The organism is Desulfolutivibrio sulfodismutans DSM 3696 (assembly GCF_013376455.1).
Taxonomy (GTDB): domain Bacteria; phylum Desulfobacterota; class Desulfovibrionia; order Desulfovibrionales; family Desulfovibrionaceae; genus Desulfolutivibrio; species Desulfolutivibrio sulfodismutans.
In genome coordinates this window covers 3,958,712-3,974,477 of record NZ_CP045504.1, presented here as the reverse complement: position 1 = coordinate 3,974,477, position 15,766 = coordinate 3,958,712, and the positions used below count along the sequence as shown (strand labels likewise).

General features: G+C 66.6%; 12 protein-coding genes. 2 read left to right on the top strand and 10 right to left on the bottom strand.

Features of this window, described 5'->3' with window-relative positions; genetic code table 11:
• Positions 1 to 217 precede the first annotated feature (217 nt).
• From GD606_RS18130 to GD606_RS20815, 5 genes are all read right to left on the bottom strand, one after another.
• Positions 218 to 898, bottom strand: coding sequence for a hypothetical protein (locus GD606_RS18130; RefSeq protein ID WP_374190866.1), 681 nt, complete (start codon positions 896 to 898; stop codon positions 218 to 220).
• Between the two features lie 162 nt (positions 899 to 1,060).
• Positions 1,061 to 3,124: a ribonuclease catalytic domain-containing protein gene (locus GD606_RS18125; protein WP_163301781.1), complete on the bottom strand. Its 2,064-nt coding sequence runs from the start codon at positions 3,122 to 3,124 to the stop codon at positions 1,061 to 1,063.
• Between the two features lie 67 nt (positions 3,125 to 3,191).
• Complete coding sequence (locus GD606_RS18120) at positions 3,192 to 3,503, bottom strand: hypothetical protein (RefSeq protein ID WP_163301780.1); 312 nt, start codon at positions 3,501 to 3,503, stop codon at positions 3,192 to 3,194.
• The gene (locus GD606_RS18115) at positions 3,484 to 4,437 is read right to left on the bottom strand and encodes a metallophosphoesterase (protein ID WP_163301779.1); all 954 of its coding nucleotides are present in this window, start codon (positions 4,435 to 4,437) and stop codon (positions 3,484 to 3,486) included. The genes GD606_RS18120 and GD606_RS18115 overlap by 20 nt, the downstream gene beginning before the upstream one ends.
• Before the next feature lie 16 nt (positions 4,438 to 4,453).
• Positions 4,454 to 5,845: an AAA family ATPase gene (locus GD606_RS20815; RefSeq protein ID WP_281362011.1), complete on the bottom strand. Its 1,392-nt coding sequence runs from the start codon at positions 5,843 to 5,845 to the stop codon at positions 4,454 to 4,456.
• Positions 5,846 to 5,967: 122 nt separating this feature from the next.
• Here GD606_RS20815 and treS point away from each other — a divergent pair, with 122 nt between their 5' ends.
• The gene (gene treS / locus GD606_RS18105) at positions 5,968 to 9,318 is read left to right on the top strand and encodes a maltose alpha-D-glucosyltransferase (protein WP_163301778.1); all 3,351 of its coding nucleotides are present in this window, start codon (positions 5,968 to 5,970) and stop codon (positions 9,316 to 9,318) included.
• A gap of 538 nt (positions 9,319 to 9,856) precedes the next feature.
• Positions 9,857 to 11,686, top strand: coding sequence for an NHL repeat-containing protein (locus GD606_RS18100; RefSeq protein ID WP_163301777.1), 1,830 nt, complete (start codon positions 9,857 to 9,859; stop codon positions 11,684 to 11,686).
• Positions 11,687 to 11,795: 109 nt separating this feature from the next.
• Here GD606_RS18100 and GD606_RS18095 read toward each other — a convergent pair whose 3' ends face one another.
• The 5 genes from GD606_RS18095 to GD606_RS18075 form a co-directional block, all read right to left on the bottom strand.
• Positions 11,796 to 12,947 (bottom strand): sensor histidine kinase, encoded by a 1,152-nt coding sequence (locus tag GD606_RS18095; protein ID WP_163301776.1) that lies wholly within the window; start codon positions 12,945 to 12,947, stop codon positions 11,796 to 11,798.
• A 140-nt stretch (positions 12,948 to 13,087) separates the two neighbouring features.
• Positions 13,088 to 13,909 carry a ComFC family protein gene (locus GD606_RS18090; protein WP_163301775.1) on the bottom strand — a complete coding sequence of 274 codons (822 nt, stop codon included), beginning with the start codon at positions 13,907 to 13,909 and terminating at the stop codon, positions 13,088 to 13,090.
• A gap of 12 nt (positions 13,910 to 13,921) precedes the next feature.
• A complete protein-coding gene (locus GD606_RS18085; RefSeq protein WP_163301774.1) occupies positions 13,922 to 14,587 on the bottom strand; it encodes a flavodoxin family protein in 666 nt (221 codons plus the stop codon).
• A complete protein-coding gene (locus GD606_RS18080) occupies positions 14,584 to 15,207 on the bottom strand; it encodes an MBL fold metallo-hydrolase (protein ID WP_163301773.1) in 624 nt (207 codons plus the stop codon). The genes GD606_RS18085 and GD606_RS18080 overlap by 4 nt, the downstream gene beginning before the upstream one ends.
• Positions 15,204 to 15,725, bottom strand: coding sequence for a nitroreductase family protein (locus GD606_RS18075; protein WP_163301772.1), 522 nt, complete (start codon positions 15,723 to 15,725; stop codon positions 15,204 to 15,206). The genes GD606_RS18080 and GD606_RS18075 overlap by 4 nt, the downstream gene beginning before the upstream one ends.
• Positions 15,726 to 15,766: the final 41 nt, after the last annotated feature.

The window sequence follows — 15,766 nt, the reverse complement described above, 5'->3', positions numbered from 1 at the left end:
CCACGGGCCGACCACTCGGGTCATGCCAGCGGTATCGATATCAACAAAGTGACCGGAAAAAATCAAGAGGGCATCCGCTCTTTTGCAAAAAAATACCCCCCCGCCGCATTCGACACCTTCATGACCCCCTGCAACATACATTTATGCGGATTTCAAGGAACTCCTCGCCCCTGTATCTTCTTGTGAAAAAAGTTGCATGGAGCTCCATGTCGCGTTCCTATACCTCTCGCCCGGCCGCATCCGCCGTCCGATCCAACAACACATCCACCGCCACCCCTGTCTCGCGGCTTTGGCGCAACAAAAACACCTTGGCCGCCTCGCCCATGAAATGGTCCACCGGGTGGTGGCTGATGTAAAGCACCTGAAACCCCAGCCGGTCGCCGATCTTGCGGATCAGCTTGGCGAAACGGGGGATCAGGTCCGGCCGCAGCCAGCAGTCCTGCTCGTCCAAGACCAGAAACGGCCGGTGCCGCCCTGGGTCAAGCTGTGACAAGGCCAGAAGCCGGAGTCCCACGGACATGATGTTGCACACCGAGCCCCCCTGCCCGGACAGGATGTCCTCGGGGCCGCCCTGGTTGATCATCTCGAAATGGATCGACAACCGGTTCCCCTTCACCTCCCGCCGGGCCTTCACCTCCCGATCCTGGGCCAGTATCTCGCGCACGGCGTGCGTCAGGTTCACCTCGATGTCGTCCATCACCTCCCCGAAAAGCTCCCCCGTCAAGACCTCCAGCCGTGACGCCGCGCCCGGGGCCAGCTCCAAAAACGCCTCCACCCCGCGTTGCGCCTCGCCGACCTCCAAAAATTCCCGGGCCCGGGACGCCGCCACGCCCGACAACCGGTCCAGCCGCCGCTCAAGTCCCCGGCGTTCATCCTGCAGTTCCTTCAATGCGTCCATAGTTCTCATCCTCCCAGATGGCCTCCGGCGGCCAGGGAGGGGCGCCCTCCCCTCCCAAAACTTTTAGCGGCTTCGCCCCGCGCCCCCGTCGGGGGGGACCGGGGGGAATCATTCCCCCCGGGCAGGGGTGGGGCGCGGGGAGGGGGCGACGCCCCCTCCCCGCTATTCCGCTTCCATCTCCGTGGCTTCCAGCACCCGCAGTTCGTTGGTCAGCGGGTCCACCTTGCCCAGGCGCAAGGCGAAGGGCTGTCCGGGACGAATTTTTTCGCCAAGTTGTTCGCGGTTGGCGCGCACGTAGATCTGGAAATCCGGAAGCGCCAGGGTGACGAAGGCCCCGGCGGCCTCCACGACGACGCCGGTCCACGTCCTGACCCGACACTGCTGCCGGATGTGCAACAGCTTCCAATAGCGGGGCCGAAAACGCTGGATGCGCCCGGCCGCCTCGGTCTGGGCGCAGATGTCCGGCAGGCGTTGCTCCAGTTCGGCCCGGGACCATTTGGGCCTTCCGGCGGCCAGAAACTGGCGCAACTGGGCCAGGTTGACCAGATCCACATAGCGGCGAAGCGGCGAGGTCACCGTGGCGTAGGCCTTGGCCCCGATGGCCGCGTGGGGCCGGGGGGCGAGTTCCAGGCTGGTGGGCGGCAGGTGCTTGACCACGTGGTGGATGTCCTCGGGGCGACTCCAGACCCCGGCCAACTCCTTGGGCAACACGGCGTCCTGGGTGCGGAACAAAAGCGGAAACCCCTGCACGGCGGCAAAGGCGGCGGCCGAGGAATTGGCCAGAATCATGAGTTCGCTGACCAAAAGCTGGGCGTTGGGATAGGCATCCGAAGGCGCAAGCTCCACCTGCGGGTCGTCGGGCGGCCCGACCAGGACCACATCGGGTTCGCTGCGCTCGATGATGGCCGCCCCGGCGGCCACCCGGCGACCGCGCAACAGACCGGACAGGCGTGCAGCCAAGGCCACGCTTTGGCCCGGCGCGCCCGTGGCCAGTTCCGCCTCCACATCGGCGTAGGTCCGGTTGGAAACCGCCGCCACGGAAGAACGCATGGAAAAATCCCGGGGCGCGCCCGCCGCATCCAGGTTCCATTCCATGATCAGGGCCGGACGCGGCGACGCCTCCACAAGCGAATACAGATCGGAGGCAAAGGCTTCGGGCATCATGTGGCTTGTGCCCTCGGGCAGATAGATGCTGCTGGCCCGGCGGGCCACGGCCCGGTCCAGGGGGCCGTCGAAACGCCACCCCGAGGCCGGATCGGCCAAGGCCAGGCGCAGCAAAAATCCGTCGTCCGGCAGGGGCTCGACATGAAAGGCGTCGTCGATGTCCCGGGTCGTGGGCGAATCCACACTGACGAAGGGGATGGGCTCGGGGTCGCGGATCGTGTCCGCACAGGCCTGGCGCATGGCCTCGATCTCGCCATCAAAACGCCCGGACCAGCCGTCGCCGGCCTCATATCCGGCCTGATCCAGGAGATAATTATAGTGCGGCGGCACCACTCCCCACTGCTCGGCCAAAACCAGGGGCAAAAAGGGATGCTCGGGCAGGCCCTTGCGCAGCGTCCCCCACAGCACCGCCAGATCGGCATTCTCCGGATCGGCCACCAGCCCAAGCAGAAGCTCGCGCAGCTTGTCCGCCGCCTCGGGGTCGAGCCGGGCCGCCAGTCTGGCCGAGTCCCGGCCCGTTCCCGAGGCCCAGGCCGTCCACAAGTCCTTGAAAAACCCCTGCCCGGCCGTGACCACCCGCTCCCGTTCAAGCGCCGCCGCCTGCTCCACGAGCCGCCGCTCCACCACCTCGGCCGGATAGACCTCGAATTTCGGCGGATGAAATTTGAAATGCGTCTTGCAGGCCAAAAGGGCCCGCCCCAGGCCCGCCACCTGGTCAAAGCCCGGCGACTCCCACACAAGCCCGGCAAACCAGCCCACCGTCTCCTCGCTTACCTCGCCCTGGGCCAGCTCCCATATCTCCATGGCGTCCACTTCCGAGGCCGCCTTGGCCCGCCTTGTCTCGCAGGCGGAGAGCCGCTCCAACATTCCGCCACGCTCGCGTACCGACGCATCGCACGGCCCCACCCACGGCAACACCCGGGCCGCAGGCAGCTTCATCTCACGCTTGTTGATCGTGTACAGGCGCAGCCGACCGCCCGTCTCCTCCAGTACCCAGGCCAACTGCGGCTCGTTGCCGTGCATGAATTCGACGATACACCCCGAGCCGGGAAACTGTTGCATGAATCATCCTTTACGATGCTCTGATGTGAGAAGACCTCGGGAGGGGGCGACGCCCCCTCCCCGCCTCCTATTCTCCGAAATCCCTGTCGATGGCGTCAAGTTCCTGGCGCACGGCCTGGATATGGTTGCGGTAATCGGCGACCAGGGCAGCATTTTCCTGCCGTTTGGATTCGAGCAGCCGGGCCAGTTCGTCCGGGTCGGCGGTGCCGTACTCGGCCAGGGCCTTTGTTTCCAGTTCCGCGAGTTGCGCGGTGAGGTTGGCCAGGTCTTGCTCGGCCCGGACCTTTTCATCACGTAATTTGACGTAGTCGGCCTTGAGGCTGGCCAGTTCCTTTTCCAACCCCTGGTCGTCGAAGGGGCTATTCGGCGTTTTCGGCATGGGTGACCTCGCGGTAGAGTTCCCAGATGAGGCTGGTCTCGGGATTTTCGGGATTCAGGTTGGCCTGGAGGAAGGTTTTGAGTCCCGCGCCCTCGGCGGTGCGGCGCATGGCCAGGCGTTCGAGCCCCAGGAGGAACCGGGATTCGGTCTGGGGGATGTTGTTTTCTTCCGGCGGAAAATCGGCGTCGGGAAAGACCTCGTTGAAGGGCAGGCACGGCAGGGGGACTTTTTCCAGTTCGGTGCAGCCGGGCCGCCAGATGGCGGCGGCCGGGATGCGGTCGCGGGAGCGGGGGGTGAAGGAAAGCCGGGTGATGTTGCCGGGGTTGACCCAGGTGGTGCAACCGGACGTGACCGAGGGCTGGGGCCGGTGGATGTGGCCGTTTATCAGCCAGGTGACCCCGGGGATCTCGCGGATGTGCTGGAAGCGGTCCTTGAATTCGGGAAAACTGATGTTGTGGTGGGTGAACCACGCGGTTTCCAGGCCGTCGGCATGGTCGAAGGACAGGGGGATGGGGGTGGCGTCGGGGGACGCGCCCAGGATGGCCTGCCCGGTGGGCGTGTCGATGCGCAAAAAGGGACCGGGTTCGTCCAAAAGCCGCACCACGCCTGCGGCGGCGAGCACGGCCAGGGAGGTGTCGGAGGTGAACCGGGCCTGGTATTTGTCGTGGTTGCCCACCAGGGTATAGGGCGCATGCGGCCGGAAAAGGTCGATCAGGCGCACCAGCAGGGTGTTGGGATTCTCGCGCGGCCAGTGGAAGAGATCGCCGAGGAAAAGGGGGATGAGGTCATGGGCGGCGGCGTAGTCCAGGCAATAGGCCAGCTTGTCCATGACCTGATCGGTATAGCCCTCCAGGCGGTGCCCGGGAGGGGTGGCGGCCACATGGGGGTCGGGGATGACGAGCACCCCGCAGGTGGTGCGGCGCGGCAGTTCCATGAGCGATCCTTGGGGCCTAAGTGGCGCGCCGGGGGGCGTCGAGAAAGGTTTCGGGACGCAGATCGCCGCCGCACAAGGGGCACACGCCCACCTGCCCCAGGCGGGCCTCGATATCCGTATGCAGGCTGGCCAGACGCGCGTCGCGTCCGGCCAGGACGTCGGCGGCGGCATCCCGGCGCTGGCGCAGGGCGCGCATGTCCCGCACCAGGGCGGCCAGGGGCGCGGCGCTTTGGGCCTCCGGGGGCGGCGAAAGGTGTTCGCGCCGGGCAAGCGACTTTTCCAGACGCGTCATTTTGGCGGCCAGGGCCCGGCGTGCGGCCAGGTGATCGGCCAGGGCGGCCACGGGAAAGACCTCGGGGGCCGGGGCCAGGACGGCCAGGGCGGCGGATTTTCGGGACATGCGGCGGTGGGCGGCCCGGACGTGGGCCATGTCGGCGGCCAGACGGTCCATGGCGGCGGTGGCGGCCAGGGTCGGCGGCGCGGCCAGGGCGGCCAGGGCCGTGATGCGGGAGGCGGCCTGTTCCCGCGACCGGAGAAACGCCGTCTGCCTCTCGACGACGCGGGCCAACGGGGCCACGGCAAAGGGCTGCGGGGCTGGCGCAAGCGTTTGCAGGGCGGCCGTCCTGGCGGCCAGGGCGGCCAGACGGCGTTTGAGACTTTCGCGGCGCGAAAGGACGGTTTGAAGGGCCGGGATGTCCCGGGCCAGGACGGCAAGCCGGTCTTCCGTGTCGCGTCCGACCTCCAGGGCGCATTCCAGGTCCGGCAGGCGGGACAGGCGGTCCAGGTCGCGGCGGGCGGCGTCGGCGGCGGCCTCCAGGCGGCGCTTCTCGTTTTTGGCCTTGCGCACCTTGTCCGTGAGCAGGTTCTGCATGGCGATCAGGTGGGCGCTTTCCGAGGACGCGGCGAAAAACGAGGCCATGACCGACCCGGGCTTGCCGAGCAGAAACACGGGTTCGCGCTGGTTGCCCAGATGCACGTCGATGTCGTCCGATCCTTCCACGGGGACGAGGTTCAGTCGCAGGGCGGCCAGGACGTCCTCGGGCGGGGTGCGGTTGAACTTGGCGTAGGTCTGGGGCTCGGAGGCCCCGGGCGGGGTAAGCTCGTAGACGGCGTATTTCGGCTTTCTGACCCAGGCTACGCGGGTTCCGTCGGAAAGCTCCACGGTCACCCGGGCCTCCTTGGCCCCATGGCGGATGACGTGCTTGGGGATGGGGTTTTCGGCCAGGCAGCGCAGGGCCTCGACCACGGCGGATTTTCCGGTGTTGTTGGGACCGGTGAGGACGTTTAGGCCCGGGGCGAATTCGAAGACGCTTGCGCCGTGGGCCAGGAAGTTATCCAGGGTCAGTTTGACGATCATGGGAAGAAAGACAAACCAGATGCCGGGCAAACAATCAAGCGGGTTTTTCACCCGGCGGGCAGCCTTCCGCGCAAAGCCCCGCCGCCTTGACGCCTGGGGGAAAACGAGGGAAGGATGACACTCGGCAAGCCAGGAAAAGGCCAGCGCCGCAACATGCGAGACGAGGACGGGCCATGACGACGCAAAGCACACCGGGAAGCGAGACAGACGCGCAGTGGTACAAGGATGCGGTCATCTACGAAGTGCACATCAAGGCCTTCATGGACGCAAACGGCGACGGCATCGGAGATTTCGCAGGCCTGACCAGCCGCCTGGACCACCTGGAGCGGCTGGGGATCACGGCCATATGGCTTCTGCCGTTTTATCCCTCGCCCCGGCGCGACGACGGCTACGACATCGCCGACTACCGGGACATCCATCCCGACTACGGGACGCTTGCGGAGTTCCGGGCCTTTTTGCGCGCGGCCCACGCCCGGGGCATGAAGGTCATCACGGAACTGGTCTTAAACCACACCTCGGATCAGCACCCCTGGTTCCAGGCCGCCCGCAGGGCCAAACCCGGTTCGGCGGCGCGCGATTTCTACGTCTTTTCCGACACCCCCGATCGCTACCCCGACGCCCGGATCATCTTCAAGGACTTCGAACAATCCAACTGGACCTTCGACCACGAGGCCAAGGCCTACTATTGGCACCGGTTTTATTCCCACCAGCCGGATCTCAATTTCGACAATCCCCGGGTCAAAAAGGAGATGCTGCGGATCCTCGACTTCTGGCTGTCCATGGGCGTGGACGGATTGCGCCTGGACGCCGTGCCGTATCTTTTCGAGCGCGACGGGACCAACTGCGAGAACCTGCCCGAGACCCACGCCTTTTTGCGCGAACTGCGGGCCCATGTGGACGAAAATTACCCGGGCCGCATGCTTTTGGCCGAGGCCAACCAATGGCCCGAGGACGCGGCGGCCTATTTCGGGGCCGGGCGCGGCGACGAATGCAACATGGCCTTCCACTTCCCCATCATGCCGCGCATCTTCATGTCGCTGATGATGGAGGACCGCTTCCCCCTGATCGACATTTTCGAGCAGACCCCGGCCATCCCCGAGACCTCCCAGTGGGCCATGTTTTTGCGCAACCACGACGAACTGACCCTGGAGATGGTCAGCGACGAGGAGCGCGACTACATGTACCGGGTCTACGCCAAGGACGCCCGGGCCCGCATCAACCTGGGCATCCGGCGCAGGCTGGCCCCGCTTATGCTAAACAACCGGCGGCGGCTGGAGCTGATCAACTTCATCCTGTTTTCCTTCCCCGGCACGCCCATCATCTATTACGGCGACGAGATCGGCATGGGCGACAACTTCCACCTGGGCGACCGGGACGGGGTGCGCACGCCCATGCAGTGGAGCCCGGACAAAAACGCCGGGTTCTCCCGGGCCAATCCCCACAGCCTGTACCTGCCCGTGGTCATCGATCCGGAATACCACTACCAGGCCGTCAATGTGGAGAACCAGGAACACAACCTGACCTCGTTTCTGTGGTGGATGCGCCGGGTCATCGCCATGCGCAAGCGCCTGCGCTGCCTGGGCCGGGGGAGCATGGAGTTCGTTTTGCCGGGCAACCCCAAGGTCTTGTCCTTCGTGCGCCGTCTGGACGACGAGGTCATCCTGGTGGTGGTCAACCTGTCGCGCTACGCCCAGGTGGCGGAGATGGACCTGTCGGCCTACGCCGGGGACGAACCCGTGGAGGTCTTCGGCAACACCCGCTTCCCGGTCATCCGCGACACGCCCTATGTGCTGCCCATGGGCTTCCACAGCTATTTCTGGTTCCGCCTGACGCCGCCCCGGACGCCGGACGCGGACGGCATGCGGCGCGGACGGCGCGGCCGCAGCCGCTGGACGCCCCCCGAGGTGGAGCTTCCCGAAATCGACAGCGGCGAGGTGGGACGGCGTTTCCACCGCACCCTGGCGGAACGGGTGCTCCCCGTCTATCTGCCCCGGCTTTTCCCCGAACTGTCCGGCCTGTTGCGGGTGGAGACGGCCGCCGTCCATGTCCTGCCCGGGGGCGACGACCCGGTCTGGCTGGTGCTGGCCGCCGTGTACGCCAGGCAGGGGTCGCCGGTGACCCTGCCCCTGCTTCTGACCCTGAGCCGGGGCGAGGCCGGAACGCGGCTGGCCGGGGAATATCCCGGGGCCGTGGCCGCCCGGGGCCGTCTGGCCGGGGAGCAGGCCCTTTTAGTCAACGGCTTTGCCGTAAGCGCGGCCCGGACAGCCTTTTGTACGGCTATGGTCCGGGGACGGAAGGCCCTGGCCGGGCAGGAGGAACTGTCGGTTACGCCCCTGTCCCGGGCCCGTCCGGCTGTGGCCGTTGGCGCGCCGTCCCGTTTTTCCCGCGACGCCCGCGGCAACATGGTCGTGGCGGCGGACAACGCCTGGGCGCTCAAAACGTACGCCCGGGTGGAGCCGGGGCCGCATCACGAGGTGGAGCTTCTGGAATTTCTGGCCAAAAGCGCCTGCCGCGACCATGCGCCGGTTCCGTATGCGGTCCTGCGCCATCGCCCGCACAAGGAGGAGGCCACGGTCCTGGCCCTTCTGACCTCCCATGCCTTTGGCGCAACCCCGGCCTTCGACCTGGTGGCCGAGGGCATGGCCCGGGCCCTGGAGAACGTCCTGGCCTCCGGCCCGGAGGCGGCGGGGAACCCGCCTGCTCCCATCACGCTGCACGCGGCCCCGCCGCGCGAGGCGGCCCGGATTCTGGCCCGACGCCTGGGGCACTTTCACCTGGAGATGCTCGACCTCCTGGGGAAACGCATCGCCCAGATGCATCTGGCCCTGGCCGCCGACGCCACGGACGCACGTTTCGCGCCGGAGCCCTTTTCCCTGCTCTACCAGCGCTCGGCTTACCAATCCATGCGCAACCTGGCCAGGCGCACCCTGGCCGCCCTGCGAGGCCGTCTGGCCGGGCTCGGCGACGAGGATGCGGCTTTGGCCCGGGAGGTCATGGCCTCGGAAAAGGCCATGCTCGGGGTGTTCTCCCGCTTTGCGGCAGGCAAGTTCGTCACCGTGAAAACCCGGCTGCACGGGGATCTGACGCTTTCCCGGGTGCTGTACACCGGCAAGGACTTCGTGTTCGGGGATTTCGAGGGCGACACGGACAAGCCTGTCAGCGAACGGCGCATCAAGCGGTCGCCGCTGCGCGACGTGGCCGGGATGTGCCTGTCCATGTTTTTCGCGGCCCATGTCGGCGCGGCGAGGCTGTGCCGCGAACGTCAGAGCGACGCCGCCGCCCTGGGCCCGTGGGTGGAGTCCCTGGCCTTCACAGCGGCTTCGGCCTTGTGGTCGGGCTACCGGAAGGAGGCGGCGGGCGCGGCGTTCGTCCCGACCTCCGACGAAACCTTGTGGACCATGTTTCACTGTTTCCTTCTGGAACACGCCCTTGAACGGCTGGCCCGGGCCCTGGCCCAGGACGAGGGGGAGGAGATTCCGGTCATTCTGGCGGCCCTGGTCGGGATACTGCGGGCCTTCGGATAGCCCGGCGATTGGAAAGCAGCTCGCCAACCACCTCGACGATACCTGCGCCGAGCGAGACCTCATGATCGACTCATCTCCAAAACAACACAACGTATATTGACAATACTTTTGAATCAAGGATAGAAATTCGACCAGAGATGTTCCTGGCCGGACGTCATGTATGGTCGCTATAGGTTGCAATTTCTCATGTAGTTATTTTTAACTACATCTGTTTCTGACAGCGCAGCATTCTTTTCTCTGGACAAGGCATGCGTGTAGTTATTTTTAACCACACTACTCCTGACCATCGAGATATCCCGCACACGGCCATGGACATCCGACGTCTCCAGGGCAAGGCGGCGCGGCGCATGCCACCGGCCTGAGCGGCGCATGCCGATCCGTCCAGGGTCACGGCCGCAGGCGTCTGTTTTTTTTCCGAAGCTGCCCAGGCGTCGTGTTCCCTTTGCAGCGTGCCAGGAAAGGAATTCTCCTTTCCGTAGCGCATGATGCTCGGCAAAAATGACCGGTGCGTATTCATTTTTTCGGCAAGGAGTATGTCATGCAACATGCAAGGATTCGCCATCTTCTTTTTTCACAATTCATCATGGCCTTCATCCTGTGCGCATCGGCGGCCATGGCGGCATCCGATCTGACCTTCACCCGTCTGGCCCCGGCCGACGCCCCGAACTACACCTTCGGGGCAGGAAAAACGACAGGCATCACCCGCTCCGCCGACGGCGCGTTCTACATCGTCAACGCCACCTACAACGAAATCGAGAAGCGCGACGCTTCCGGGACATGGACCACGCTGAGCGGTCCCGACGCCTCCGTCGGCGGCTTTACCGACTCCCGCGCCATCGCCGTGTCCGCCTCCGGAACGATCTACGTCCCGGACGGCGACAACGACGTCATCTTAGTGCGGGACAGCGCCGGAGCATGGTCCCGGATCGGCTCCACGGGCACGGCCGCCGGGCAGTTCGACAGGCCCCTGGGCCTTGTGCTGGACGCTACGGGCAACCTCTACGTGGCCGACACCAATAACAACCGCCTCCAGGTCCGCGACACCGGAGGGTCGTGGACGACCATCGGTGGCCCGGGGAGCGGCCTGGGCGCGTTCGAGAGTCCCGTGGGCCTGGCCCTGGACGCCTCGGGGGCCCTCTACGTGGCCGACACCAGCAACAACCGCATCCAGGTCCGCGACACCGGGGGGAACTGGACGTCCTACGGTTCCTACGGCACAGGCGCCGGGCAGTTCATCTGGCCGGCCGGCGTGGCGGCGGACGCCGCCGGGGCCCTCTACGTGGCCGACTCCTACAACAACCGGGTCCAGATACGCGACGCCGGGGGGACATGGACGGTCTACGGCGGCGCGGACACATCCGACACATCCTTTTTCAATTCTCCCACGGGCATCGCCCTGGACGGCGCGGGGGGCATCTACGTGGTCGCCTCGCTCAGCGTCCAGGCCGGAACGAAGGACACCGTGGGCGTGTGGCCCGTGTTCTGGGGCGGGAGCAGTTCGCTGCCCGGCTTCTTCGACACCCCGGTTGGCCTGTCCGCGGACAGCGCGGGAAGGCTCTGCGTGGCCGAAATGGGCAACGCCCGCATCCAGGTCCGCAGCGCCTCCGGCGTCTGGACGGCCATCGGATCCTACGGCACGGACCCCGGGCAGTTCATAGGACCGCAAGGCGTGGCCTGCCGCGCCGACGGCACGATCCACGTCGCCGACTCCTCCAACTGCCGCATCCAGACCCGGGACCCCGCAGGCAACTGGACCAGCGACGGAACGCTGGGCTCCGGGGTCGGAGAGTTCATGATGCCCTGCGGCGTGGCCACGGACACCGCCGGGAACGTCTACGTGGCCGACACGATCAACAACCGCCTCCAGGTCCGCGACACCTCGGGCGTCTGGACGGCCATGGGCTCGTCCGGCCAGGGGACCGGAGAATTCACCGGGCCCACCGGCATCTTCGTGGACGCCGCCGGGAGGATCTACGTGGCCGACACCGGCAACAACCGCATCCAGATCCGCGACACCTCCGGCGTCTGGACGGCTATCGGATCGGAGGGGACAAATCCCGGCCAGTTCATACAGCCCCTGGCCGTGGCCGCGGACGCCGCCGGGAAGATCTATGTGGCCGACGCCTACAACAACCGCGTCCAGGTCCGGGACACCTCGGGGAACTGGACGGTCTACGGCGGGGGATCGACTGGAACGGCGGAGGGATGGGCGGACGGACAGTTTTCCTATCCCATGGGGCTGACCGTGAGCCCGTCGGGCGCGCTCTACGTGGCCGACACGCACAACAACCGCATCGAAACGGCCGCGCCCGGCGCCGCCGTGCCCGCGCCCACCGGAGCCCTGCTCCTTCTGATGGGTGTGGAATAGCCCCGCCGGGGAAGGCGCGAACCGTCACCCTGCGGCGAGAAAAGGAAAAGCGGGAGGGGGCCATGCCCTCTCCCGCTTTTTTGCGCGTCGCCGCGAGACGGCCCGGACATCACTCCGGCCCCTTAAGCGGCAGGCGCACGAAAAACGTGGTCCCTTCCTCCTCGGAGGTGGAAAACCCCACCTCGCCGTCCAGGTAGCGTTCGGCCAGAAGCTTCATGGAATAGGTGCCCAGGCCCCGGCCCGCGCCCTTGGTGGAGAAGGACCGGTTAAACAGGTGCAACTGGACCTTGCGCGGGATAAACCCCGGATTGTGGACCGAAAAGGTGATCCAGCCCCCGAGAACCGTGGCGCTTATGGTCACGGCCCCCCCGGACGGCGTCCCTTCCAGGGCGTTTTTGATCATGTTTCCCAAAACCCGCTTCAACAGCGCATAGTCGCTGCGAAACTCCGCCTGCTGCGCCCCGGCATCGATCACCAGCCGCCGGTTTTTCGCCTCGTCCGTATTGCGGAAGGTGCGCTGCAACACCTCCAGAATGTCCATGGCGGAGAGATCGATGACATTGACGTCTAGTTCGTTGCTTTCGGCGGCCAGAAGCTGTTTCTGGCTGACGATCTCCTCGGACAGGGAGATCATGGCCCCGTGGATGAGTTCGGCATCCTCCCGCAGGTGCTCCGGGGCCTCCTCCTTGACGAATTCCAGGATGCCCTTGATGCCCCCCAGGGTGTTTAAGATGTCGTGGAAAAAGATACGTTCCAGGATGCGGCGGCGCTTCTCGTGGCTTACGTCGGTGATGGAAAAGACCACAAACGTCTCCCCCTTGACCGTATACGGCGCGGAACACACCCGAAGGTCCAGCGACTCCGCCCCGCCGCCCAGGGCGGCCTCGCGGTTGATGTTGCACTCCATGACGTTCCACTCGCCGCGCAGTCCCTTGAGTACGGAGCGCACCGCGCCGCACTCCACGCAAAACTCCGTGGTGCCGCAGCCCCCGGGCGTCAGATCGGAATGGATGCAGCCAAAGGCCTCGCCGGGACGTTTGCCGAGCATCTCCCGCACATCGCGCGCGCCCACGGCCTGCAGGAACATCCTGTTGCCGAAGACCACCTGGCGGTTGCCGTTGAGCACCATGACGATGATGGGGACGGCATCAAGCAATTGCGGAATCTGCTGGTTGGTGATGATGGCGTATTGGCGGTCGAGTTCGTTTTCGGGGCTGCGTGCGGGGGATGCGAAGCGGGTTCCGAGTGCTGTCTGGGGCATGGCGACACCTTATCCTACCGGTACGTATGCGAAGTGAAACGGCAACTCCTGGAATGGACAGGGGAGTATGGCGCACGATCCCTGTCGATACAGGTTAACCTCATTCATAAAATTGTCCAGCCGCCCAAGGGCGGCCGGGGTCATCTGGCCAGCACCAGCACGTCCACCCGGCTGGCCCCGGCCGCCAGCAGGGCCCGGGCGGCGGCCTCCACCGTGGCCCCGGTGGTCATGACGTCGTCGGTCAAAAGCGCGGTTTTGCCCCGGACGCGGGCGGGGTCGGCGGCAAAGGCCCCCCGGATGTTTTCCCGCCGCAACCGGCCGGACAGGGTGCTTTGGGGGCGGGTGTCGCGGATGCGCGACAGCGCCTGGGCATCGACGGGCCAGCCGTACTTCCGGGCCAGGGGCCGGGCCAGTTCCAGGCTTTGATTGAATCCCCGCCAGGCCAGCCGCCGGGGATACAGGGGGACGGGGATCACCACGTCCGGTGCAATTGGCGCAATTGGCGCGACTGGCGCATGTGGCGTGGCGGGCGCCGTGCCACCCTCCCGGACGCCCCGGGCGGCGGCCCGCTCAAAGGCCAAAAGGAAAAGATCGCGCAACACGGCCCCGTACTGCGGGCGTTCCCCGAACTTGAAGGCGAGGATCATGTCTCGTAAAAGCCCGCCGTAGGGGGCGTGGAAGGCCAGGGCCGAAAAGGGCCTGGGTTCGAGCAGACAGGCGGCGCACAGGTCGGGGTCGTCCGCCGGGTCCGCCTCCATGGCCCCGCACCGGGGACAAAACCCGCCCCGCCTGGGGGAAAGGCTCTTGGCGCAGGCCGGGCACAGGCCGCGCGGGGGCCAGTCCGCCGTGGCCGACGCCCTGCCATCCGGCCCTGGCGGGACCGGATCGCCGCACACCCGGCACCGCCTGGAAAGCAGGTCGCGCCAGGACACGGCGGCAAGCAGGCGTCGCACAAAGGCCATGCCCCCTCCGGATCAACCGGCCATCTTTCGCGCCGCAAGCTCCCGCCACAACTCCCCGCCCCGCCAGGCCAGCCGGGCCCCCACCGTCGTGTCAGCGGACAGATCCCCGGCCGCGTCGTAGCCGCGAAGCAGCGTGGGCTCGGCCAGGGCCAGGCCCATGGGCTCGAAAAAATACTTCAGGCTCAAAAGCGCCCCGTCAAAAAGCTTCGCCCCCTTCTTGCGCCCGGACACCAGGATGACGTGCACCTCGGGCCTGTCCGCCGCATCGCCGCCCTCCGCGCCCGCAGCCGGAGGCACGGCGGCATGAAAGCGCTGCCCCCGGTCGATGAGGGCCTTGAGGCCCGCCGGGACATGGTAGAAATAGATGGGCGAGGCCAGGACGATGGCCGAGGCGTAGCGCATGGCCGCAAACAGGGTCTCGGCGTCGTCCTTGTCGCCGAGCACGCAACGATGGCCCGGGCTTGCGGCGCAGGCCCCGCAGCCCACGCACGGCAACACGCAGTGCTCGCGCAAATAATACGTGCGGCTCTCCCCCCCGGCGGCCAGAACCCCCCGGGCCACGGCCTGCCCGGCCAGATCCGAGTTGCCCCCGGCCCGGGGACTGCAACACAGGACCACCACCGGGGCCGCCGGGGAAGCGGACTGCCCTCCGACAGCATCAGGACGCGGCGCGTTCATGCGAACTCCGAAAAAAAAGGATTGTGCCGCCGTTCCTCGGCCACCGTGGTGGCCGGGCCGTGGCCGGGATAGACCGCCGTGTCCCCGGGCAGGGTGAAGATGCGCTCCTTCACCGAGGCCAGGAGCACGTCGGAATCGCCGCCCGGGAAATCCGTGCGGCCCACGGACCTGGAAAACAACAGATCGCCCACGAAGACCACGCCGTCGTCGGGGAAATAAAACGACAGCCCGCCCGGGCTGTGGCCCGGAGTGGTCAGGATGCGGCAGGTCCGTCCGGCCAATACGGCCTCGCCCGGCGAGGCGTCCGTAAACGTAAACGGCGCAACCAGGGGCAGCCCCATAAGCCCTCCGCCGCCAAGCTCCGTGTCCATGAGGAACCTGTCCGCCGGGCTGGCCCACACCGGCGCGCCCGTGGCCCCGGCCAGCGCGGCCACGCCGTAGAGATGGTCGCAGTGCAGGTGGGTGGCCAGGATGTGGGTCAGAGTCAGGCTGTTTTTCCGCAGATAATCCAGCATGGGGGCCGGATCGCCGCCCACGTCGAAGGCGGCGGCCAATCCGCCCGCGCAGGCCAGGTAACTGTTGGTCTGCAAGGGGCCCAGGGGAAACGTCTCGACCTTCATGCCTCGTCTCCGTGCAACGGTTCCAAAAGCAACTCCTCCAGGGGCCTGCGGGTGCTGCTCCCGGGTTTGGCCGGATGTCCGGCGGCCACCACGGCCATAAGCGCGTACCGCTCGGCGTCGAGGCCAAGGGCCCGGGTGACGTCCGGCTCGTGATTGATGATCTCTCCGATCCACACCGCCCCAAGCCCCAGGGCATGGGCGGCCAGGAGCATGTTCTGCAGGCAGGCCCCGATCCCCTGATGGTCCTTGACCGGGTGGTAGGCGGCCTGGCGGTCCAGAAACACGGCCACGACAAAGGCCGCCTCGCGCAGGATACGGGAATAGGCCGTGTGCCCGGCCAGGATCTCCCGACGGGAATCGTCTCCGCGCACGGCCAGAAACCGCCAGGGCTGCTTGTTCTGGCCGCTGGGCGCGCATCGTCCGGCGTCCAGGACGGTCAGGATGTCCGCGACGGGGACCGGTTCGGGGGTGAAGTGCCGGATGCTTCGCCGGGTTTGGATGGCCTGCAAAAGTTCCATGCGCCGTGCCGCTCCTTCGCGCCGGGGCGCGTTTTGCGGCA

What these genes read in the sequence shown, in the direction of transcription:
- GD606_RS18130 (WP_374190866.1), bottom strand. Translation starts at nt 898, where the DNA reads ATGGACGCATTGAAGGAACTGCAGGATGAACGCCGGGGACTTGAGCGG.
- GD606_RS18125 (WP_163301781.1), bottom strand. Translation starts at nt 3,124, where the DNA reads ATGCAACAGTTTCCCGGCTCGGGGTGTATCGTCGAATTCATGCACGGC.
- GD606_RS18120 (WP_163301780.1), bottom strand. Translation starts at nt 3,503, where the DNA reads ATGCCGAAAACGCCGAATAGCCCCTTCGACGACCAGGGGTTGGAAAAG.
- GD606_RS18115 (WP_163301779.1), bottom strand. Translation starts at nt 4,437, where the DNA reads ATGGAACTGCCGCGCCGCACCACCTGCGGGGTGCTCGTCATCCCCGAC.
- treS (WP_163301778.1), top strand. Translation starts at nt 5,968, where the DNA reads ATGACGACGCAAAGCACACCGGGAAGCGAGACAGACGCGCAGTGGTAC.
- GD606_RS18100 (WP_163301777.1), top strand. Translation starts at nt 9,857, where the DNA reads ATGCAACATGCAAGGATTCGCCATCTTCTTTTTTCACAATTCATCATG.
- GD606_RS18095 (WP_163301776.1), bottom strand. Translation starts at nt 12,947, where the DNA reads ATGCCCCAGACAGCACTCGGAACCCGCTTCGCATCCCCCGCACGCAGC.
- GD606_RS18090 (WP_163301775.1), bottom strand. Translation starts at nt 13,909, where the DNA reads ATGGCCTTTGTGCGACGCCTGCTTGCCGCCGTGTCCTGGCGCGACCTG.
- GD606_RS18085 (WP_163301774.1), bottom strand. Translation starts at nt 14,587, where the DNA reads ATGAACGCGCCGCGTCCTGATGCTGTCGGAGGGCAGTCCGCTTCCCCG.
- GD606_RS18080 (WP_163301773.1), bottom strand. Translation starts at nt 15,207, where the DNA reads ATGAAGGTCGAGACGTTTCCCCTGGGCCCCTTGCAGACCAACAGTTAC.
- GD606_RS18075 (WP_163301772.1), bottom strand. Translation starts at nt 15,725, where the DNA reads ATGGAACTTTTGCAGGCCATCCAAACCCGGCGAAGCATCCGGCACTTC.